Consider the following 21,823-nt stretch of genomic DNA (forward strand, 5'->3'; position numbering starts at 1 on the left):
CTAGGAGACGTCGGGTTGCTGTGATTTTTTCAGACCCCGGCGTTTTTTCCGGTGTGCGCGCCGGATGAAAATCGGGATGTGACAGGGAGATGTCCGTCTTTTCCGGGCAGGTCTCGGGAGAGCTGCGGGCCGAATGTAATTTTTACAAGGAACAAAAATGGCGGAAGTTGAGATTCGTCCACCTCGCGACGAGGCGGAAATGCGGCAGCTCTGGCAGTTGAACCATGCAGTATTCTCCGAGGAACTGCACCAGCATGAAATCCATCAGGACGGGCTTCTCATCGATAAGTTTCACGCCAAGAACCTCTACTACGCCGGCTGGGATCACGGCGAGGCGGTCGGCATGATCTGCGCGCACTGGAAGGAGCCGTTTTCCGCGGTTGAGCGGTTCGGCGAGGTGATCCGGCGGGAGATGATTCCGGGGCACACGGCCGAGCTGCGGCTTTTTGCGATCCGTCCGGAATACCGCAAGACTCCGCTTGCGCCGCGTCTCGGCGCGACGATCTTCAAGAAGCTCGACGAAATGGGCTATCGGCTGCTGATTATCTCCGGAATTTCGGAGCAGAAGGATTTTTACGAACATATCGGTTTCCGGGCTGTGGGCGACCCGGTGCAGGACGGGGAGGCGCTGTTCTACCCGATGGTGGCGGATCTGCCGCCGATTCTGCGCCGTTGCGCACTGGCCGTTGCGAGGTGCACCAAATGAGACGTCTTGAACTGGTTCCTACCGTACCGCATCTGTTCCCGGCCACGCAGGAGGCGATCCGGGAGCCGTTGTTTTCCCATCGCAGTGAACGCTTCAGCGCGCTTTTCCGCTCGGCGGCGGAGAGTTTGCGAACGATCAGCGGGGGGAGGTTCCACCCGGTCATCGCCGCGGGAACCGGCACCTGGGCGAACGAGCTCATGGTCTGGAACATCGTGCCCGGCGCCCGCCGGGTGCTGGTCATCTCGAACGGGGAGTTCGGCGACCGGCTGCTGAAGCAGTGCCGGAACTGCAACCCGGATACCATTGCTCTGAAATTCGAGTGGGGCGAACCGATCGACCGGGAGAAGATCGAATCGTGTCTGGCCGCGCATCCGGAGGTCGACTGGATCTTCGGAGTTGCGACCGAGACAAGTTGCGGCCGTGCGAACAACATCGCACTTCTCGATGAAATCGCCGCTCCGCGCGGAATCCGCATCGCTCTCGACGGCGTGAGTGCCGTGGGGCTTGCTCCGGAACTTTTCGGCAACGAGCACGTTCATGTCGTGACCGCTTCGAGCGGCAAGGCGCTCGCCGGACTGCCGGGGATCTCCATTGTTCTGCTCGATGAAAGCGTGAAGCCCGCCGCGCTTGAAAACCGCCCCGAGGCGCTTGATCTTGCGAAGATCATCGCGGCGGAATCCTCATCCGGCATGGTGCGCAATACGCTCAGCTCCATGCAGCTGATGGCATTGGAGTCGAGTTTGCGCTCGATCGGCGACTGTGTGGAGTATTCCGCGCGCATCGCCGCGCTCAAGGAGCGGACGGTAGAGGGGTTGCGCCGGATCGGCATCGAACCGCTGCCGGGCAGCAACAGCCGCATGGTGACGGCGTTCCGCCGTCCGCCGGAGCTGCGCTGGAGCAGGATGCTTGCGGCGTGGGATGCGGCCGGGGTTGACGTCTATTACCGTCCCCGTTATCTTGAGGAACGGCACCTGTTTGAAATCGCCGCGATGGGTGACCTCCATTTGGAGGATATCGATCGGATGCTTGCGGCGGTCAGCGATCTGTAAGGTTGTCCGCCTTCGCTCCGGCTCCGGCGCGGTATTCCCCCGGTGTGCAGCCGTGGCGCTGCCGGAAGAGCCGGACAAAGTAGTTTGTGTTCGGATATCCGCACAATTCCCCCACTTCCGCAATGGAGAGGCGGCTGCCCAGGAGCAGCCGTCGTGCATGGGCGAGTCTTTGTTTGCGCACATACTCAGCCGGACTCTGCCCGACATGTTTTCGGAAGAGGGCGCTGAAGTAACTGACGCTGAGCGAATATTTTTTTGCCGATTCCGTGACGGAGAACGGTTCTGCAAAGTGTCCGGCCAGGTGAGCGAGTGCAGCGCCGACGGGTTCCGGAGGGGGAGGGGCCTCGGCCAGGGCAAGTTCCATCCTGCGGAGCCGGAAGAGCAGCAGTGCGAGCAGTTGATTGCACTCTTCGACTGACTTTCGACGGTAGAGCGAGTCGATCTGCCTGATCCAGACCGGAACGAACAGATCGGAGGCGGCATCGATCACGCGGAACGAAAGGTCGAACTCCCTGCCGCCGGCCGGCGGTTCGAAAACGATGAAAGCGGTCGTCACTTCTCCGAAATCGATCTGGCGATGCGGCAATTCCGGCGGGATGACGAAAATTCCGCCGGTCGCCGCCGTGAGCGAACCGCCCGGAACGACGTTGCCGCACCTTCCCGACGTGACCAGAACAAGTTCGGCTCCGTCGTGGCGGTGCAGCGCCGTGTTGCGGCTGCCCGCATAATTTCCGCTGTAAAGAATCTCCGGACGCATGGTTTTTCCCTGAAAAAGTTGTTTTGTGCTATAATACCATCGAAGATTGCCATTTGCAAGTCTTGGATCAGGAAAGAGTGTGGTGTATGCTATCAACAGCAACGAAACAGGGGGATTGAACCATGAATTTCGATGAGAAAAGCTACACGATTTCAGAGTCCGCCTATCCGGTTCCGATGATTCTGGATACCGACACCTACAATGAGATCGACGATCAGTTCGCGGTGGTTTACGCGCTTCTGACGCCGGAGCGGGTGGATCTGCGCGGCGTGACGGCGGCACCTTTTCTGAACAGCCGTTCGACTTCGCCGGCGGACGGCATGGAGAAGAGCTTTCAGGAGATCGTGCGGATCATCGAACTCATGGGATTCGCGGGGAGCGTTCCCGCTTTCCGCGGTGCGACCTCGTTTCTGCCGGATCGGAAGACGCCGGTCCACTCCGAAGCGGTCGATTTCATCGTTGCGGAAGCGAAGCGGGCGCATGAACGGGGGGAAAAGCTGTTCGTCGCGGCGATCGGCGCGATTACGAACGTCGCTTCGGCACTGCTCGTCGCGCCGGAAATCGCCCGGGACATCGTCATCATCTGGCTGGGCGGACATGATTATGAGCAGGAAATCAACCATGAATTCAATCTTTACGAAGACATCCCGGCCGCGCAGATTGTGATTGATTCCGATGCGGCTTATGTGCGGATTCCCTGCTGCCACGTCGCGAGTGCGCTTACGAATTCGATCGAAGAGCTCGGGCGCGAACTCTCCGACTGCGGAGAACCCGGACGCTATCTTTTCACGATCTTCCGCGATTTCGTCGAGGAGCACAAATGCGTGAACAAGGTAATCTGGGATATTTCGGCGGTTTCTTTCCTGACGAGCCCGGAATCGACGAAATGGGAGATTGTTCCGCGTGAAAGGCTCGGGGATGACAGCACATGGCTTCCTCCTGCTGATGATGGTCGCAAGATGCTGATTGCAAGAGAGATCAATCGTGAGGCGCTGTTTGAGGACATCTACACGCGGCTGCGCAACCACTGCCGCAGATGACGATGCGCCGTACCGGTCGTCCTGATGCGGATGGTCCGGCGCGATTGCTGATGAAACGATGCCGGTCGCTTCAGAAGGTCAAACCTGGTGATCTTAAAAACGAATATGTTTTTGTGCTGTAATTGATAAAAAGGGCGTAAAAACAAATTTTTTTTTAAAAAAGGGGCTTTCGCCGGGCGGGAACGGTTGATTAATGTCAGTTTCGGTATATACTGGAAAAACGAAGAGGAGAAATCGGAGGAGTTTTTCCGGTTCCGGAACCTGGCGGAAGACGGTTCGAGTCGACCGGATTGTCCGACGCCGAATCTGTTGGAATTCGACAGCCGCAGGGCTGATGCGGATTGGGTTTGTTCCAGATTCACAAGGCGTAAACGAGGGAGGAGACTATCCACTGAAGTCAGGCCTTATCGAGGCACAGAGAAAACCCCAACACCGGGGTCGCGCAAACTGTGATAGGGTAGCGCGGCCCCATTTTTCTGTGCGGAAAATCCGAAGGAGCCCGCCGAAGCATCGGCCGCGGCAGGCTCCGGACTCCCTTTGCCGGGTTCTCAGCACACTTCGAAGTCAAAGACGCGCATCGGTTTGTCGCTCCAGCCCTCTTCGAGGACGAGTTTGACTTCCGTGCATTCGACCGGCTCGAAGGCGAGCTTGACGAGGCGATGGTGGTTCTCCGTGACGCGGGCGAGCTGGCGGGTTTCGCCGTTCACGACCGCTTCGATCCGGAAGACGCGTGGCAGCTGGGCCGGCATCGCGCGGAACACATCTGTATCCTCGACATTGAGCTGCCGCTTCAGATCCGAGAGGTCGCTGTCGAATACGAGGCGGACTCCCGCGACTTTTTCGGGTTTCTTGAAGGAGTAGGACGCGCCGGTTCCGGCGGAAAACTCCACACCCTGCTTGCCGTCGTCCCAGTCGCGGTCGCGGCCGCTGCGCAGCAGTTCGTGGCTGATTGTCCCCTTCAGAGAGAGAGCCGACACGCGGCGCGGGATGTTCGGGATGAACTGGTCCTGATCGAGCAACGTCTGCTGAAGCTCATCGAGATGGCGTTCGTAGATGCCGCGCGGGGTCTCGTTGTAACGGGTTGCGAGCGCGGCGGCGGTTCCGACCGCCTGTCCGAGCATTGCGGTGGTTGCCATGACCCTGGTCGAACTCAGAGCCATATGCGTGGTCGAAATCTGGCGTCCCGCGAAGAAGAGGTTGTCGATGTTGACCGAGTAGAGCGAACGGTACGGAATTCCGAACGGCGACGGCGCGGGATGGAAGATCGTCGGGGCGCCGGGATAGTAGATCGCCTCCGGGTGGTGATCGTCCATCGTCCAGCCGCCGTAGGCGACGGCATCCTCGAACTTTCCCTCGGCCTCGACCTCTTTCTGACAGAGGATGTGGTCGCCGACAAAGCGGACGCTCTCGCGCTTGCCGGGGAGACTCCCGATCCAGTCGAGTTCCCAGTTATGTCCGCGCCCGTCGGGGTGATTCTTGATGTACTCCCAGCAGCCGTAGGCGATGCGGTAGAGTTCGTCGCGGATCTCCTCGGCGTCGCCGATGGTGTCTTTCACGCCGCCGAACTCCATCCACCAGAAGTTGTTGCCTTCGGGCATGAAGTTGCGTTTCGGGAGCGTCTCCTCGGTGTAGTGGTAGGCCCATTCCGGCGCGCGGAACGGAATGTGCCGGTTCGTGCGGCGCAGCTGGAAGAGGATGGAATTGCCCATGGTTTTGGCATCGGCCTTTTCGGGGGCATGGGGTTCATCGAATTCATCGCGAGCCTCCCGGCCGACCCGGTACTTCGCGCCGGTGATGCGCAGAATGCCGTCGCCGGAGCAGTCGGCGAAGAGTTTGCCTTCGACCTTGTAGCGGCAGTATTCGATGAGGTTCCAGCCGGTGACGGAGACGATGCGGCCGTTTTCGGTCTCGGCTTTTTCGACCGAGGTGTTCAAGAGAATCGTGAGATTCTTCTCCTGTTTTGCGAAGCCGTACATCACGTCATCCCAGATCGTATACTTCATCGTGGGATTGTAATAGTAGTTGTCGAGCTGAAGTTCCTCCAGAAGTCCGGTTTCCTTGCGGTTTTCGCCGTGCGCGCCGCAAACCCACATGCGGATCTCGCTCGAAGCGTTGCCGCCGAACATCGGCCGATCCTGGATGATGACGGTTTTCGCGCCGTTGCGTGCGGCCGCGACCGCTGCGCAGAGCCCGGCAAGTCCGCCGCCGACCACGACAAAATCCGCCGAAAGAGTACGTCTGGTGATCGTCATTTTCCCTGTTTTCCCTTGATTGAAAATTTTGTTCAGTTGCCGTTGTTATTGCACCAGAAGGCGCCGTTGTTCAATGATTTCGGTTCGGAGTTGAGTCGGTTGTAGGGGATTTCGTCGTAGAGTTTCGCTTCGACATGTCCGTCGACGAAGGTGAAATTCGCGCCTTTGCCGCCTCTGTGCCGCCAGCCGTCCGGATCGTTCGTGTCGTTCATCTCCTTCCGGTTCTGGGCACTCGGAGTGACCGGTTTTACATCCGTGAGAAAAATGTCGAACAGCATTGCGCGACCGGAAGGATTCTGAATCTTGCTCAGTACATGGGCAAGTTTGTTATCGCTTTTGCAGTCCGGGGTTCCGCGCCGGTTAATTCCGTAGTGGCGCTTCACCGCGGCGGTTTCGGTGGTGTTGGTATTGCTGGACGGGCAGGCGAAGACATCCTGCGGCATCTTTTTTTCTTCGTTGAGATAGCAGTGGTTTTCCTGCGTGACTGCGCCGTTGTTCATCACAAAAAGAACATCCTGCCAGGTTCCTGATTCTTTCCCGTAATTCTGATAGGCGGAGGGCAGTATTCCTCGGTTCTGATCGACGTACATGCTCATATAGGTGCCGAGCTGTTTCAGATTGCTCGTGCATTTGATGTCGCGGGCGCGGGCACGCGCCTGATTCAACGCGGGGAGCAGCATCCCGGCCAGGATCGCGATGATCGCAATCACGACCAGGAGCTCGATCAAGGTAAAATGGTTTTTCCCTCTCATTTTGTTGATTTCCTTTCGTTTCACCAGGTTGTGTGAGTTCTTGTCTGATGTTTTGATAAAATTATACCAGAAAATTTTACAAAAGCAAGATAGAATTATGAAATAATGAGATGAAGATTTTAAATTATCACAATGTGAAATATTTTTGATAAAAACTTAAAATTCTCCGGAATGGATAAAAAACAACTTGAAAAGGATATTTTTTCATTTATCTTTCATAAATAACGCGGAAATTGCAGAAAAAGAAAAAAGGGACAACGATGAAAAACAAGCTGCTGGAAAAGACTTTTCAGGTGCTTGAGGCGATTTCGGCGTCGGACGGACCGGTGACGCTCAAGGAGCTCGGGCGAAAGCTCGCGATCAATACGAGCACGCTTTCGCGGATCACGGCGGATCTGGTGGAGGCGGGGTACGTGTTCAAGGCGGATTACCGCAGTTTCGAGCCGGCGCTCGGGATGATCCGGCTCGGGCAGAACGCCGCGTACAGCTCGCACCTGCCGCGGGTGATCAATCCGATGGTGAAGGAGCACGTGGAGAAACTCGGAGTGCAGGGGGCGTTTGCCGGGATCGACAACAATCAGGTGGTCTATCTCTATCGCAGCGACGCATATGCTTCCGAACGCGAGTACGGCATGCCGTGCCGGGTTCCGCTCTACCGGTCGAACATCGCGATTGCCATTCTGACGCAGAGCCGCAGCAGCGAAGAGGTTCTTGCGCTTTTCGAGGAGTCGATCCACCGCAATCGAGCCGAAGGGGAGGCGAAGGCTGATCTCGAGGAGATTCGCGCGCTTGTCGAGCATGTCCGGAAAAACGGCTACTTGTTCCGGCGCGAAGGCCGTGAGCGCTGGAACATCACATTTCCGGTTGAGTACAACGGCGGCTTTTACGGGGTTTCGTTCTATGGCGACCGGGCGGAGGAGCGCAATTTTGACCGGCTGCTTTTCGAGTGTTCTTTGCTCGCTTCCCGGCTTCATTCGGCGCTGGCGCGCGCTTCCTGAGAATCTTGCGGAAAATCGTTTGCAAAGCATGCCGGACCGGTTATATTAGTTGCAGCCACTAATTTTCAGGGGGTTCGGAACAATGCAGAAGGTGTTGGAGTACATCGCTGAAAACTGGAAGCAGATCACGCAGTTTCAGCCGGTTTCCGAGGGGGCGCTGATCGGGCTGCCGCATCCTTACACGGTATCGGGCGCAGGAGATGGAAGACGGGAATTCCGTTATCTGGAAACCTATTTCGCCTGCCGGGGACTGGCGTTGCAGGGACATGCCGAACTGGTCCGTGACAACTGTGAAAATCTGATCAGCGAGGTGAACGAGTACGGATTTGTGCCTGCGGCGAATCGCGCCGACGCTCTCAATCGTTCGCAGCCGCCGTTTCTCGGGGCGATGATTGAGCTGACCTGCCGGGTCTGTTCCGAGGATCGGGATCTGCTGCGGCGTGCGGCGCGGGCGCTGGAGGTTGAGACGCAGTTCTGGAAGTTCCGCCGCCGCGGCGAATGCGGGATGCATCACTACGGAACCGATGCGGTTGAAGAGGAGCTTGAGGCGTTCTATCCCGTTTGCGTTGAACGGCTCGGATATCCGGAACAAACGACGCTCGAACAGATTCGCACTGCTGCGCGCGAGGCGATGGCTGAATCGGAGTCCGGGTGGGGGTTCACGCCGCGGTTCGAGCGGCGCTGTCCGGAATTTGCCGCGGTCGACTTGAATTCGCTGCTGGTGCACAGTCGCAATGTGCTGGGGGAACTCTACCGGGATCTCGGGGATCTCGAACGGTCGGATGAGTGGTTTCACGCGGCGGAGATCCGGGCGGAGCTGATCCGTTGTTACTGCTGGAATGAGCGGAGAGAGCTGTTCCTGGACTTCAACTTTGCGGAGAAACGCCATTCGAAGGTCTTTTCGTGCGCATCGCTGCTGCCGCTCTGGTGCGGGATCGCTTCGGAGGAGCAGGCGGCGTCGACGTTGCGCGCGATTGAGAGCCGGCTCGAATGCGAACACGGGCTCGCCGCTTGTGAGCCGGGTTGTTCCGGTCGCGATTACCGCTGGGATTATCCGAACGGTTTCCCGCAACTGCAGCTCGTGGCGATGGAAGCGTTGGAACGTTACGGATTCACCGGATCGGCGATTCGCATCGCCCGGAAATTCGTCGATACGGTTACGGAAAATTTCGATCGGAACGGTGCGTTGTACGAATGGTACAACGTCGTGACCGGTATGCCGGGCGGCACAGCCGGACCGCTGATGCCGGCGGGCACGGCGGGCGCTTTTGTGGCCGCCGCCGATTACCTGAACCGACACAACGCCTGAAGCTGAGGAATGCAGGGTATGGACGAGTCGAACTTCATCAACATCATCAATTTCATCCGGGCGGTGGAGCCGCGCCATCGCGAGCAGAAGGACCTGTTTGAACCCGTTCGGGAACAAATGGCTCTGGCGAAGCAGTACGGGTTGCCGACCACCTGGCTTTTGCAGTATGACGCTCTGGTGCAGGGGCCGTTTGTCGAGTTCCTGAAGCGTGAAATGCCGGAGAATCACGAAATCGGCATCTGGTTCGAGGTCGTGGAGCAGAATGCGGACGCCGCAGGAATTCCGTGGCGGGGCCGCTGGTCGTGGGACTGGCACACGGATGTCGGATTTTCGGTCGGATACACGCCGCGCGAACGCGAGCTGCTCGCGGATGCGTTCATTGCGAAATTCGAGGAGAAGTTCGGACGCCGCCCGGTTTCGATGGGCAGCTGGCTGTTCGACGCGCATTTGCTGCGTTATCTGCATGAACGATATGGAATCGAAGCGGCCTGCAACTGCAAGGATCAGTATGGAACCGACGGGTACACGCTCTGGGGCGGCTACTGGGCGAACGGCTACTATCCGGCCGTGAAGAACGCCTACCTTCCTGCGCAGAACGAAGATGCGCAGATCCCTGTCCCGGTGTTCCGGATGCTCGGCAGCGATCCGCTCTACCAGTACTCGGCCGGAGTCGCGGGGAACGGGCAGCCGGTCATCACGCTCGAACCGGTTTACAAGGACTCCGGTGGCGGCAGCCGGGAGTGGATCGACTGGTTCTTCCGGGAGAATTTCAGTCACCCGCATTTTGCGATGGCCTACGCCCAGGCGGGGCAGGAGAACCCGTTCGGCTGGGATCTGATGAAGAAGACGCTGCCGTACCAGTATCAGGAGATCGCGCGGTTGCGGGATGCCGGGAAAATCCGGGCAACGACGCTTGGTGAGACCGGGCGGTGGTTCCGCGCGAAATTTCCGGTGACTCCGGTCAGTGCGGTTGTGACGCTTGACGACTGGAAACGCGAAGGACATGCCGGAATCTGGTATCTTTCGCGGTTCGGGAGGGTCAATCTGTTCCGTGAATCGGACGGAACGCTTGCCGTGCGGGACTGGCAGCTTTTTCGCGAAGATTATGCGGAATCATATCTGGATAAGGTATGTCCTTCGAGCGTATGTGCTTATGATGCTCTTCCGCTGGTGGACGGATTGCTGTGGGAGCCGTGTTCATTCCGCGTTCCCGGCGGGCCCGGGCGGATCGAATCCGTGCGGGAGGAGACCGGGGAGGTCATGCGGATCGTCTGGCGTCGGGAGTCGGGAGATGCGATTTCGATCAGACTTACTCCGCAGTCGATGGAATTTGAATTTCCACAGGAGGGCGAGGCCCTGTTGTATGAATGTAACGTTGCGGCACTGGAGTATCGCACGCCGACGGCGCGGTTTTTCCGCGACGGCCGGATCTGTTACCGCCACAAAGGGTACGATTATGGATTCGAAGCCGCGGCGGGGCGGATTGTTCCGGGGGAGGGCGATGCCTTTCTGCTCACGGCCGAGGGACGGAAACTCGTGCTTCGCCCCTTCGCATGATCCGGGAAGCGGGTCGATTTTTCCTCAAAACAGCCGGCCGGGCAACGGAGCGATCCGCAGCCCGGCCGTTTGATGCTCCGCAAAGATGTTACGGGACAATTGCGCCGTTGGCTTCGAGCAGCTTGCGCAGCTCCGCCATCGGAACATTCTCCGCCGGGAGCTGGAGCTGAACGGAGAGCGCAGCGAGGGCTCCCGCCGCCTGACCGGTCGCCATGCAGGGAGCCTGCACCCGCAGCGCCGAATTGGCGAGACGGTCGCTTGAGAGAATCCGTCCGGCCGCAAGCAGGTGGCGCGTATTCACCGGGATGAGCGCGCCGCGCGGCACGGTCGGGACGACTCCGGGAGCGAGCGGGCGCTTGTCGAGGCCGACTTTCGCATCATGCAGATCAATCGGGTAGAACGCGTAGCAGACCGCGTCGTCATACCGTTTCCCCGCGGCATAATCCTCCGCCGTGATCGTTGCCTTTCCGACGATCGTGCGCGTTTCGCGCACGCCGCACTCCGCCGCGTTCAGTTTGAATTCGAGCTTCTCAAGTCCCGGCTGTTTCTTCAGGAACCGGTAAAGTCGCAGCAGAGACGCGCGTCCCGCGATTTCAATTCGCGTGCGTCCCTCGGAATCGGCCGCGTTGATATTGCTGATGTGGTTCGAATTGTTGCCGCGCCCGAAGAGGAAATGTGCGTTGAAGCTGTTGGCCCATCCGGTGTCCTCGCAGCTGACCTCGCCACGTGCGACGGCTTCGTCGAAAGCCTTCCGGATCGCTTCGATGTCGAGTTTTTCCGGGTCGTATCCGGTCGCGTAGACACAGAGCGTGCCGGGCTGACAGGGATCGGAAATGCGCATTTCCGCATGCAGCATCCGTGCGACGTTCGCGTCTCCCGTGCAGTCGATGACCCGCCGCGCGAAAACCGGATAAAGTCCGTCCTTGCCGCAGAGGGCAAGTTCGATTCCGTCGTCCGCGAGCGTCGCGCTGCCGACCATGGTGTGATATTTGATTGTGACTCCGGCCTTTTCGAACTCCTCGTCGCAGAGTGCCGCGAACAGCATCGGCTCGATCGTGATCTGGTACCTCCAGTGTTCCGCCAGATTGGTGTCGGAGAATTCGGGAACCGGATTCCCGCTCTCTTCGCGCGTGCGCTTGACGAGCTGCCAGCCGATGCCGTCGATCACCTGCCGCCCCCAGGCATGGAAGATGCCGGGGCAGGGGATGCCTCCCGCGGTGATGGTTCCGCCCGCGATTCCGTTCTTTTCGACAAGGCAGGTCGACACTCCGGCTCTCGCGGCTTGAATTGCGGCACAGAGACCGGCGGGACCGGCTCCGACGACGACGACGTCAAAATACTCTTTGCTTTTCATTTCCGTTTTCTCCCGGTGAACTGTTTTTCGTGTTAAAGATACACCTTCGTGACGATTTCGTCAACCCTTTTCGACGGGACGGTTCATCGAACCTATGCGGTAGTCGGCAAGTTCGACTGTCGAAAATCCACAGGAGCCGAGGCGCGAACGGATTGCTTCGAATTCCCGTTTCGCACGTTCCTTCTCCCCGGGGCGGAGTTCGAGTCGTGCGCTCTCCGGACCGATCCGGCGGACGCGGCAGCCGGTGTAACCGAGTTCCGCAATCGCGCGTTCTCCGGCTTCCACCGCGGCGAGCGCGGTTTGTTCAAGCGGGGTTCCGGTCGGGATCCGGCTCGCGAGACAGGCCGCCGCCGGGAGGTTCCAGACCGGGACGCCGAGCTCCCGGGCAAGTTCCCGGATCGCCGATTTCGGCAGCTCCGCGAGCGGGTGGACAATCCCGAGCTCATCCGCAGCCTGCGCTCCAGGGCGGTAGTCGTTCCGGTCGTCGCGGTTCGCCCCGTCCGCAAGAAGCGGGAACCCGAGTTCGCGGGCGCGCTCCGCCAGCGCGGAAAACAGCCGTTTTTTGCAGTGATAACAGCGACGCGGCCCGTTTGCCCGCACGTCCGGATCGGAGAGCGGATCCGGATGGACGATTTCAAGCCGGAGCCCGGATTCCTCCGCGATTTTCTCCGCTCTCGTAAATTCCTCTCGCGGCAGGAGTTCCGAGTCGGCCAGAAGCAGCAGCACGTTCGCGCTTCCAAGCGTACGACGGGCCGCGGCGGCCAGCAGCGCACTGTCGCAGCCGCCGGAAAACGCGATGGCGAGCCGGGGATACCGGGCCAGTTCAGTTTCGAGTTTTTGTTTCCAGCAGTTCAAGGTATTCCCTTTCCAGGATGTCGGCCATGAGCGGCCAGTCGAATCGTTCGAGCACGAGTTTGCGACCGTTTTCGCCCATTTTGCGGGCGAGGGCAGGGGTCCGCCAGAGTTTCCGGGTCGCGTCGACGACTTCCGACACATTCTCCGGCGCGGTGCAGAATCCGGTCTCGCCGTCGAGAATCACCTCCGGCGTACCGTCGAGCCGGAAGCCGATTGCCGGAATTCCGGTTGCGAGTGCCTGCACGACCGAGCGCGGCAGTCCCTCGCGCAGCGAGAGATGCCAGAGAAGATCGGCCTGAGCCAGATAACGGTGTACCTGCGCAGGCGGAACAAGTCCCGCGAAGTGAAAGTGTTCCGTCAATCCCATTGCCGCAGTACGTCTGTCGAGTTCCTCCCGCATCGGCCCGTCGCCGATCAACAGCATGTGGGTGTCGGGATAGTCGCGGATGATCTCCGCGGCCGCCGGAATGACGTACTCGTACCCCTTCATCGGGAAGAGTCTCGCGAGTGTCGCGACGACCCGGGCGTTTTCCGGGATGCCGAGCTCTCTTCTCAGCTCCGGTTCGCGGACGGCGTTCGCGAAGGCGGAGGTGTCCATGCCGCTGTAAACGACCTTGTATTTTTCGCGCGGTGCGATCGAGGCTTCGACGCACTGGTCGATCATCGCCTGCGCAACGGCGAAGATCCTGTCGCAGTAACGTGCCGCAATGCGTTCGGAAAGTTTGTAAATCGCGTTTTTCCAACCCTTTTCATAGGGATGAAACGCCTGGCCGTGTACCGTGTGGACGACGACGGGCGTTCCTGCCCGGCGGGCGGCGATGCGGCCGATGACCCCGGCTTTGGAGCTGTGGGTGTGGACGACGTCGAATTTCCTCTCCGCGAGCAGTTTCTTCAGGGCGCGGTACGCTTTGAAGTCATTGACCGGATCCAGTTCGCGAACAAGTGACGGCAGTTCGATCGTTTCGAACGGCGGAAAGTCGATGTTCTGCAGGAGTTTCCCTTCGCGACCGGGCGACGGGCCGGTGATGAGCGTGACCTCGTGGCCCTTGCGCAGATGCCCGAGGATCGTATAAAGCGTATTTTCCTGAGCGCCGCCGACGATCATGCGGGTGATGATGTGGCAGATTTTCATCTTCCTGTTATCGGAACTCATATTCCCAAACCTCCGGGACATTGCTGTTCAACAAGCTGTACGTGTTCTCCCTTTTCCCCGGCTGCCGCAGTGTGACAAGGCAGCCGCTGTCCGTCGTTTCGAGCGACAGACGTATGGGAAAGGTAGTGCATGGATTCGAATATACAAGTTCAAATCCGTTTTTTTGCGGAAATATTTCAAACGGCCCGTAACTTCCACCATCTGCCGACGACGAGAGCGGACAGCCCGGGAGCGCCTCTTCGAATTTTCTGCGAAACGCATGCGAATAGCGATCGAGTTCGGGAACGGCGGCCGCTTCAACCGGCAGACGCGGCGCAAGTTGCGCAAGTGCGGAGAGGTTTCCCGTGCGCGCCGAGCTGAAATAAAGCCGGTCGATCCGGGTGGCGCCGCGTTTGAGCAGGAAGTCCGCCGCCGCCGTCGTCGTCTCGAACCCGTCCGCATTCACGACAAAGGTACAGCCGGCCGCCGGATCGTGCAGAGCCACAACCGGCATCTCCGCTCCGCCTCCCGCGGCGACGAGGAGCGCGGGAGGCTGGAACTCCGCGCGGAAGATCCAGCTTGCGGGCAGCAGCACGAGCAGCGCTCCGGCGATCCGGGCGGGGAGTGACCGATGCGTTCCGAGCAGTGTGAAGAGTGCCGCATAGAAAAGCAGGATTTCCGGCAGCGCCGGACGGATTGCGGGAATCCGTTCGAATCCGGCTCCGGCGATCCTGGTTACCTGCTCCATGAACAGGAAGCTCCATTCGAGAATCTTCGCTCCGAGGAGGTCGAATCCGCTCCAGATCATTCCTGCCGCGAGCTTGAAGAAGAGCACCGGGAAAAGAATCCCCACCACCGGCATCAGCGCGAGATTGGCCAATACCGAGCCCGGCAGCAGCAGCCCCTGACTGTACACCGAGATTCCGACGCCGCCGAGGAATGCCGCAAGGCACGCTCCGACGGCGAAAAGCAGAGCCCACCCCCGGCGCAGTCGTTTCTCCCGCACACGTTTGAGCGGGGAGTTCGGCATGCAGCGGAACTCCTCTCCGAGCAGTTCCGAAACCTGATCGAATCGTTCGCCTGCGAGGATCAGAATCGCAGTAATCACAAATGAGTACTGGAATCCCATATCCAGCATGAGGAACGGTTCCGCGAGAATCAGAATTCCACCCGCAAGAAGCAACGTGTGCAACGCGGGCATGTAGAGCAGCAGCGACCGCAGCACGCACCAGAGGCCGATCATGTAAAACGCCCGCATCGCAGGGGCGTTCGCTCCCGTTGAGAGCGTGTAGACCAGCAGAAATCCGGCCAGTGAGAGATAACGGATCCGCAACGGCAGCGGGCGCAGAACGAGCAGCAGTACCGCCGCGAGCATCGCGACATGCATCCCTGAAACGGAAAAGAGGTGGATCGTTCCCGATTCGATGAGCCGGGCCCGGTTGGCCGGATCAACGCCTCCGGAGGTCCCGAAAAAGAGTGCGGCGGCGAGATTCCGGAGCCGTTCGTTTTCGATTCCGCGAATCGCCCGTTCCAGCAGTTGATCGCGCACGATGCAGATCCGTCCGATGAGTCCGGGACTCCATCCGGTCACCGTCCCTTCACGCATGCGGAAGATCCGGCTTGCGCCGCGGCCGGCAAGGTAGGTGGAGAAATTTCGCATCGGTTCGACTCTGGTCAACGTGTCCGCCTCCTCGCGCAGAAGGGCGCCTCCTTCTGCCGGCAGCGAAAAAACTCCTTCCGCCGTCAGGAGATCGCCGCAGCGGAGCACGGGGGCGGACTCCTTCGGGAGTTTGAGATAGAGGATGCCGGAGGCCTTTCGGAATCCCGTTTCTCCCGTGAGCCGGATTTCTCGCACCTGTGCCCTCACCAGCGACGGCGGTACGATTCCCGGCAATGCGGATATGCGCGGGTCGACGATCCGCAGTACCGCGCTTCCGCCGCAGCTGCGGGACGGAAGCAGGGTTTCGTAATTTTCGGAGAATCGCATGCTGAGCTGGTGGACGGCCAGACTGAAAAGGCCGAGCAGCGCTCCCGCCGCGAAAACCGCGGCCGTTCGGCGTTCAAACAGCAGAAACGCCGCCGCGGAAATTGCCGCTGCGGCAGCGACGGCAACCGCGGATGAGCCGCCGGCAAGCACGGTCGGCAATGTCCCGGCCAGAATTCCCGAGAACAGCGCGCCCGTCGCCGGAATCCGGAGTCGCGCCGGATGGAGAGCATATTGCATGTTTTTGGATATAATGTAGATGAATTTTATCGGAAATGCAACGAAAAACAGTTGATATTTTTCATTCCCGTAATATGTTAACAGTGGATTTATTTAGGAGGTCTGAAATGAAAAACACGATATTCTTGTTTCTGGGGCTGTTTTTGCTGGGCGGACCCATCGTGCAGGCGGAGGAGGCCCTCCCTGAAACGCCGTCGGCCGCGGAGGAGACGGCAGAGGAGTTTGAGGACGACGATCCGGTCATGGACATTGTGACGACTGACGGAAAAACGTATAAAGATGCCACGATTGAACGGGTTACGCCTGCGGGGATCGACATCGGATATCTTCGGCAAGACGGGGCGTATGCGATGGTTGGAATTCCGCTGTCGAAACTGACGCCGGAATTGCAGAAAGCGTTTCATTACGATCCGGAAAAGGCGAAGGCGTTCGAGGAGCAGCTGGAACAGGCGAAGAAAAAGACCCTGGAGGAGGCCGCCGAGGGGGAAGCGGAACGCATGGCGCGCGTGACGCGCGAAATCAAGGCCCGGCTCGCCGGCGAGGAGGTGCAGATCAAGCCGGCTGATCTGCGGTTTGCGATCTATGCGCGCCGCCGTCCGGTTGCGGTGATTCCGGTTGAGCAGGTGCGTTCCGGTACGGTCGTTGCCGTGATCGATGACTCGAGTGGTCTGCCGACCCTGCCGACACTGGTGCTGATCGACCGGTTGAAACTGTCGGAGGGGACGGGACGCTGGAGCGGATTCCTCTATCCGACCGGAATGCACGCACGTTACCGGGACATTGAACGGATTCCGGTTTTTTCCGACTCGCTCGACGAGGCTCAGCTGCTGCTGGAGCGTTATCTCGATATTTACAGCGAATTTGCCGCAGGGCAGAAGGAGGTGGACGAGGCCGAACAGGCCGCCGAGGCTTCCGGAACTCCGCCGGACCAGGCTGACGGCCAGCAGGTCGCGGGAATCGACAACAAGGGTGGAAACGTTTCGAACAACGGCTATTATGACAATGTCGGAATCTACTACGACTACCCCTACTGCATCGGGCCGAGTTACTGGCCGGTGGTCTGGTGGACCCGCCGGAACAATCACGGTCAGTGGAGTCCGCGCCCGCCGCGCCCGCCGCGTCCGCCGCGTCCATTGCCGCCGGATTCAAGGCCGGACCAGAAACCGGACCAGAAACCGTCGAAGCCGATTACGACTCCGATCAGTTCGCGTCCTTCCGGGTTTGGCGCCGGCGGTTCGACGCATTCGACGCAGAAGCCGTCCGGGGGAACGGTTTCTCGACCGTCCCGTCCGTACAATCTGGAGCAGAACGGTGGATTCCGGCGGGTGGTTCCGAAGACGACCCCGGCACGCCCGGCGTCTTCGTCCGGGAGCGCGGTCAGACCGCGGACGACTCCGGCCCGTCCAGCAACCTGGAAGGGCACGCCCGCGCCGGTTCGGCCGGCAGCTCCCGCCCGTTCCGGCGGCGCGCCCGGCCGGGTCAGCGGATTCTGAATTCGGCAATTCCGGCTTTTGAAGAGAATGCTTGAAATAAAGGGAATAAAGAGCCGTGAATAATATGGACTCTTTATTCCCTCTTCATCTCAAATGTTTTTGCGGAAATATCCGCAAAAAAATCGGTGTGCGTTATTTCTTTTTGAAGACTCCCGCCAAAATCGCAAAGGTGACGGCGAGTGTTCCGACTACGGTGAATACTGTCCCTTTGGCCGTGCACTCAATAATCGGCATTCCTTCGGTGAGCAGCGGTGTCAAAAATCCAAAACAAATAATCAATACGCAAATAACGCTGAGAACTGCGAGTGCAATTGTAATAGTACCGAGATCTTTCATCTTGAATATTCCTTTTTGTTTTCGTTTCGTGTGTGATTCTGAGTTTGATTCCGGAACTGTTTGTTGATCTGGCTTTTCGACACCTCCCGTTTTAAAGTTTATCTCAAAGAGAAATATGATCACTTCGCTGTAAAGCGGAGATTTCATCTGGAGTATAAAACGCAAAACGGCTTAACCCGAAGATGGGCAAGCCGCGCCTGAGGAGAATGACAATTCCGAGAGAGCTAAAATGCCGGTCGTTTCCTGGCTCCTTGTCTCATATGTCCCGTCAAGAGCCTGCTTCCATCACGCCGGAAAATGACCGGCAGGATGTGGAAACACAATTTCTCCGGACAAATTTCTCCTTGGACAGAAGCGAATGAAACTTTCAACCTGGCAGGTCGATGGACTCGTTTGCTGAAATATACCGATTGTGAATGAACCAATATCGAAAATGATATTGTCTAAAATATATCGCTGTTCTATTTATTTGTCAATAGCTGAAAAAAAATATTTGATCATTTTCCTTTTCTGTGTTTGAGCAATATAAAAAAAATTCCCGCCGGTGAGAGCGGGAATTTTTCTTTTGCAGGATCGTCCGATCAATTTCAGAAGCGGAAATCGCGTTTGCCGTCGTGCAGTTCGCGCAGATGATCCGCCGCAATCGCGCGTACCTTCGGATTCGTGATGTGTTCAAGTTCACGTTTGATGACCTCTTCCCCCTTCCGGCAGGTTTCCGGAGAAGCGTAATCCTCCAGATACTCTTTGAGCGTCATCAATGCGTTCGGCAGACAGCAGTTCGCGATCTGCCCGCTCTTGACCAGCGACATGAAACGGTCGCCGGTGCGTCCCTCCCGGTAGCAGGCCGTACAGAAACTCGGGATGTATCCAAGTCCGAGCAGCCAGTTCACGACCTGGTCGAGCGTACGCGTGTCGTTGACGTCGAACTGAGCGGAGTTCTCCTCCTCGCTCTCCTCATGCACGTAGCCGCCGACGCTCGTGCGTGATCCGCCGGAAATCTGCGAGACGCCGAGTTTCAACACCCGTTCACGTGCCTTCTGGGATTCGCGCGTCGAAATGATGATCCCCGTGTAGGGCACTGCAATGCGCAGCACGGCGACGATTTTTTCGAAGATATCGTCGGAAATCGCGTTCGAGAAGGTTTTCGCGTCGATGTCGTCGGCCGGACGGATGCGGGGAACACTGATCGTATGAGGCCCGACCCCCTTTGCCGCTTCAAGGTGCTCCGCATGCATGAGCAGGCCGACGAAGTCGTAGCGGTAGAGGTTCAACCCGAAAAGCACACCGCAGCCGACATCGTCGATGCCGCCCTCCATCGCGCGGTCCATCGCTTCGGTGTGATAGGCGTAGTCATGCTTCGGCCCGGTCGGATGGAGCTCTTCATACGCTTTCTTGTTGTAGGTCTCCTGAAAGAGGATGTAGGTTCCGATTCCGGCGGCCTTGAGTTTGCGGTAGTTTTCGACGGTGGTCGCGGCGATGTTCACGTTCACACGGCGGATCGCGCCGTTCTTGTGTTTGATCGAATAGATGGTCTTGATGCTTTCGAGCACATACTCAATCGGGTTGTTGACCGGATCTTCGCCGGTTTCGAGCGCGAGCCGCTTGTGCCCCATGTCCTGCAGCGCGATGACCTCGGCGCGAATCTCGTCCTGCGTGAGCTTCTTGCGGCGGATGTGCTTATTCTGCCGGTGGTACGGGCAGTAGGTGCAGCCGTTGATGCAGTAGTTCGAGAGATAGAGCGGGGCGAACATCACGATGCGGTTGCCGTAGAACTTCTCCTTGATCTCGCGCGCGAGCTGGAAAATCTTCTCATTCTCGTCAGGCAGTTCGCATTCGAGCAGGACAAGGGCATCGCGGTGATTGAGACCTTTGCACGCTTTCGCCTTTTCCAGAATGGCGTCGACGAGTTCCCGGTTGTTGCGGTTTTCCCGGGCGTAGCGGATGGTGGCCTGGATTTCATCGTCGTCGATGAACTCCTCGGCTTTGAGGGATTTCGGGTCGTACATGTTCGCTGTTCTCCTGTTATTTTTTCGAATAGACCGTCTTGACGCTGATTCCGGGGAGCATTCCAAGCTTTCCGGAGAGCGAACTTGTGACATCGGCGGGGGCATCCACCACGACACTGATGATTGCGACGTTCTGTTTTTTGTAAGGGATTCCCATCCGGCCGACCAGATAATCCTGATAGTCGTGCAGAATCCGGTTGATTTCGGTGCTGGCGGCGGTGTCCTCGACAATGATGCCGATCAAGGCAATGCGGTTTTCCATAATAAAAAAATCCTCCGTGTTTCCGGTTCAAAGAGGAAAACACGGAGGATATGTGACTGACACAGATCTACCGTCTTAACTTTGCCTCTTCAGCCCGGGACAAACCCTCGCTTTCAGAATGACACTGCTGATTTTACAATCCCCGGCCTCGGGTGTTGCCCCCCGGCTTCGGACCTGCGATTAATATAGCGCGAAATTTCCGATTTTCAAGAATTATTCTTGAATTTATTGCTTGACCGTGGTACGGAATCCGAACCTGTGACAGGCGAGCAGATAATCGATCGCCTCCTCGGCCGAATCGACGAGGTGAAACAGTTCGAGATCCGTGGGGGCGATGGTGCCCCGCTTGACCATGACGTTTTTGAACCAGTGCAGCATTCCACTCCAGAACTCCTTATCCACAAGGATGATCGGAATCCGGTTGATTTTGGAGGTCTGCACCATGGTCAGAACTTCACTGAGTTCGTCGAGTGTTCCGAATCCGCCGGGGAAGACGATGATCGCGGTCGAGTATTTGAGGAAACAGACTTTGCGGATGAAGAAGTAGCGGAAGGAGAGCGAATCGGTCTGATACTGATTCGGATGCTGTTCCATGGGCAGCTCGATGTTGAGACCGATCGACTTGCCTCCCGCTTCAAAAGCTCCTTTGGACGCGGCTCCCATGATGCCGGGTCCTCCGCCGGTGATAACGCCGTATCCGTTTTCCACAAGCAGCCTGCCGAGAGTGTACGCCGATTGGAATTCCGGGGCGTCCTCCGGGGTGCGGGCCGAGCCGAATACCGCGGCGAGCCGATCCGGCATCTGACTCATATCATCGAATGACTGGACGAATTCGGACATGATCCGCAGGATTCTCCATGAATCCGCGGGCATGAATTCATAGTTGTTGAAACTTCCGCCGCACATCTGGTTTTCCGAGTGGTTTTCCATAACGCAAATCTCCTGAAGGAACAATGTTACATGCTGGAATATACAGCCGCTCCACGCGATGTCAAGTCGCGTTGCGGAGTTTCCGGAAAAAACGGAAACGTTTTCTCCTGCGCGATCGGGACTTGATTGTCCGGATTTCCAGATTATATTATTAACAGAAACAGGAGGTCCCACCATGAAGTGTCCGCTTGAAATTCTTTGTGCTGTTTTGCTGTTTGGTGCAGCAGTCGTGAACGGGGAAGAAAAGCCGGAAACGGTCACTTCCGCGCCGCCGGCCGTCCCCGCGTCCAAATCGGAAGGCACTCCCCTGACTCCGCCGCTCGAAACCGGCGGCGTCGAGCTCGGAGACTCTACGGTCAAACCCGGTTCCAACGGAAAATCCGAGACGCTGATTCAGAGTGGAAACCGCGTCATCTACCAGAAAAACGGTGCGTCGACATTCCGCTCTGCGCCGAAGGGAGAGACTCCGCAATATGTGAACGACAGCGAAGGGCGGGTTCGCCAGGTCACTCCGGTGCAGAAGGCGAAGCCGATTGTGAGTGTTCCGAATCCTTCATCATCATCAAGTTCGCAGCCGTCGCAGCGGGAGAGCCGCCCGTCGCCGATTCCGCGCCAGGAGCGTCCGAGCGGCAGTTCCATGCCGCGGTCTCCGTTTCTGCGGCCGAATCCGCTGCGCCGTTGAAATTCTTAGGGGGAGAGGGTTTTTTTTATGAAACTGTGGAAAATTCTGTCAGCAGAGCCAATTTCAAAAGTATTGGCTCTCTCGTGTTAATCACTTGTTTTTTCGTGCGTCAAAACCGTTTCGGCGCAC

Annotated in this window: 18 protein-coding genes and 1 pseudogene; 8 read left to right on the plus strand and 11 right to left on the minus strand. The window is 58.2% G+C overall.

Annotated features, from left to right (window positions below):
• Window positions 1-157: 157 nt before the first annotated feature.
• Together Q0K10_RS11495 and Q0K10_RS11500 are read left to right on the plus strand one after the other, a co-directional pair.
• Window positions 158-706 (plus strand): GNAT family N-acetyltransferase, encoded by a 549-nt coding sequence (locus Q0K10_RS11495; protein WP_294507141.1) that lies wholly within the window; start codon window positions 158-160, stop codon window positions 704-706.
• A complete protein-coding gene (locus Q0K10_RS11500) occupies window positions 703-1,755 on the plus strand; it encodes a hypothetical protein (RefSeq protein ID WP_294507143.1) in 1,053 nt (350 codons plus the stop codon). The genes Q0K10_RS11495 and Q0K10_RS11500 overlap by 4 nt, the downstream gene beginning before the upstream one ends.
• On the opposite strand, the gene Q0K10_RS11505 is transcribed toward Q0K10_RS11500, so the two are convergent.
• Entirely contained in the window at window positions 1,742-2,512 is a 771-nt protein-coding gene (locus Q0K10_RS11505) for an AraC family transcriptional regulator (protein ID WP_294507145.1), read from the minus strand. The genes Q0K10_RS11500 and Q0K10_RS11505 overlap by 14 nt on opposite strands.
• Window positions 2,513-2,634: 122 nt before the next feature.
• Between Q0K10_RS11505 and Q0K10_RS11510 the strand changes: the two genes are divergently transcribed.
• Window positions 2,635-3,552: a nucleoside hydrolase gene (locus Q0K10_RS11510; RefSeq protein WP_294507147.1), complete on the plus strand. Its 918-nt coding sequence runs from the start codon at window positions 2,635-2,637 to the stop codon at window positions 3,550-3,552.
• A gap of 548 nt (window positions 3,553-4,100) precedes the next feature.
• On the opposite strand, the gene Q0K10_RS11515 is transcribed toward Q0K10_RS11510, so the two are convergent.
• Complete coding sequence (locus Q0K10_RS11515; protein WP_294507150.1) at window positions 4,101-5,804, minus strand: FAD-dependent oxidoreductase; 1,704 nt, start codon at window positions 5,802-5,804, stop codon at window positions 4,101-4,103.
• Between the two features lie 32 nt (window positions 5,805-5,836).
• On the minus strand, window positions 5,837-6,556 hold the full coding sequence (locus tag Q0K10_RS11520; protein WP_294507152.1) for a type II secretion system protein: 720 nt from the start codon (window positions 6,554-6,556) through the stop codon (window positions 5,837-5,839).
• A 260-nt stretch (window positions 6,557-6,816) separates the two neighbouring features.
• Here Q0K10_RS11520 and Q0K10_RS11525 point away from each other — a divergent pair, with 260 nt between their 5' ends.
• From Q0K10_RS11525 to Q0K10_RS11535, 3 genes are all read left to right on the plus strand, one after another.
• A complete protein-coding gene (locus tag Q0K10_RS11525) occupies window positions 6,817-7,554 on the plus strand; it encodes a helix-turn-helix domain-containing protein (protein WP_294507154.1) in 738 nt (245 codons plus the stop codon).
• An 82-nt stretch (window positions 7,555-7,636) separates the two neighbouring features.
• Entirely contained in the window at window positions 7,637-8,863 is a 1,227-nt protein-coding gene (locus tag Q0K10_RS11530; RefSeq protein ID WP_294507156.1) for a trehalase family glycosidase, read from the plus strand.
• An 18-nt stretch (window positions 8,864-8,881) separates the two neighbouring features.
• Window positions 8,882-10,420 carry a hypothetical protein gene (locus Q0K10_RS11535; protein ID WP_294507158.1) on the plus strand — a complete coding sequence of 513 codons (1,539 nt, stop codon included), beginning with the start codon at window positions 8,882-8,884 and terminating at the stop codon, window positions 10,418-10,420.
• Window positions 10,421-10,508: 88 nt separating this feature from the next.
• Here Q0K10_RS11535 and Q0K10_RS11540 read toward each other — a convergent pair.
• The 4 genes and pseudogenes from Q0K10_RS11540 to Q0K10_RS11555 form a co-directional block, all read right to left on the minus strand.
• A pseudogene (locus Q0K10_RS11540) lies at window positions 10,509-11,792 on the minus strand (FAD-dependent oxidoreductase); the annotation flags it as partial.
• A gap of 42 nt (window positions 11,793-11,834) precedes the next feature.
• Window positions 11,835-12,629 (minus strand): ATP-dependent sacrificial sulfur transferase LarE, encoded by a 795-nt coding sequence (gene larE, locus Q0K10_RS11545; RefSeq protein ID WP_294507161.1) that lies wholly within the window; start codon window positions 12,627-12,629, stop codon window positions 11,835-11,837.
• The gene (locus Q0K10_RS11550) at window positions 12,598-13,782 is read right to left on the minus strand and encodes a glycosyltransferase family 4 protein (protein WP_294507163.1); all 1,185 of its coding nucleotides are present in this window, start codon (window positions 13,780-13,782) and stop codon (window positions 12,598-12,600) included. Before Q0K10_RS11550 ends, larE begins: the two co-directional genes overlap by 32 nt.
• Complete coding sequence (locus Q0K10_RS11555) at window positions 13,769-15,985, minus strand: ComEC/Rec2 family competence protein (protein ID WP_294507165.1); 2,217 nt, start codon at window positions 15,983-15,985, stop codon at window positions 13,769-13,771. The genes Q0K10_RS11550 and Q0K10_RS11555 overlap by 14 nt, the downstream gene beginning before the upstream one ends.
• Window positions 15,986-16,092: 107 nt before the next feature.
• Between Q0K10_RS11555 and Q0K10_RS11560 the strand changes: the two genes are divergently transcribed.
• Window positions 16,093-17,478 carry a hypothetical protein gene (locus Q0K10_RS11560; RefSeq protein WP_294507168.1) on the plus strand — a complete coding sequence of 462 codons (1,386 nt, stop codon included), beginning with the start codon at window positions 16,093-16,095 and terminating at the stop codon, window positions 17,476-17,478.
• A gap of 132 nt (window positions 17,479-17,610) precedes the next feature.
• Here Q0K10_RS11560 and Q0K10_RS11565 read toward each other — a convergent pair whose 3' ends face one another.
• From Q0K10_RS11565 to Q0K10_RS11580, 4 genes are all read right to left on the minus strand, one after another.
• Window positions 17,611-17,814 carry a hypothetical protein gene (locus Q0K10_RS11565; RefSeq protein WP_294507170.1) on the minus strand — a complete coding sequence of 68 codons (204 nt, stop codon included), beginning with the start codon at window positions 17,812-17,814 and terminating at the stop codon, window positions 17,611-17,613.
• A gap of 587 nt (window positions 17,815-18,401) precedes the next feature.
• Window positions 18,402-19,820 (minus strand): [FeFe] hydrogenase H-cluster radical SAM maturase HydG, encoded by a 1,419-nt coding sequence (hydG, locus tag Q0K10_RS11570; RefSeq protein WP_294507172.1) that lies wholly within the window; start codon window positions 19,818-19,820, stop codon window positions 18,402-18,404.
• A 16-nt stretch (window positions 19,821-19,836) separates the two neighbouring features.
• Complete coding sequence (locus Q0K10_RS11575; RefSeq protein ID WP_294507174.1) at window positions 19,837-20,082, minus strand: TM1266 family iron-only hydrogenase system putative regulator; 246 nt, start codon at window positions 20,080-20,082, stop codon at window positions 19,837-19,839.
• 225 nt (window positions 20,083-20,307) lie between these two features.
• Window positions 20,308-21,012, minus strand: a complete 705-nt coding sequence (locus tag Q0K10_RS11580) for a TIGR00730 family Rossman fold protein (RefSeq protein WP_294507177.1) — start codon at window positions 21,010-21,012, stop codon at window positions 20,308-20,310.
• A gap of 175 nt (window positions 21,013-21,187) precedes the next feature.
• On the opposite strand from Q0K10_RS11580, the gene Q0K10_RS11585 reads away from it, so the two are divergent.
• Window positions 21,188-21,694: a hypothetical protein gene (locus Q0K10_RS11585; RefSeq protein WP_294507179.1), complete on the plus strand. Its 507-nt coding sequence runs from the start codon at window positions 21,188-21,190 to the stop codon at window positions 21,692-21,694.
• Window positions 21,695-21,823: the final 129 nt, after the last annotated feature.

Source organism: uncultured Victivallis sp., assembly GCF_944391105.1.
In the GTDB taxonomy this organism is placed as follows: Bacteria; Verrucomicrobiota; Lentisphaeria; order Victivallales; family Victivallaceae; genus Victivallis.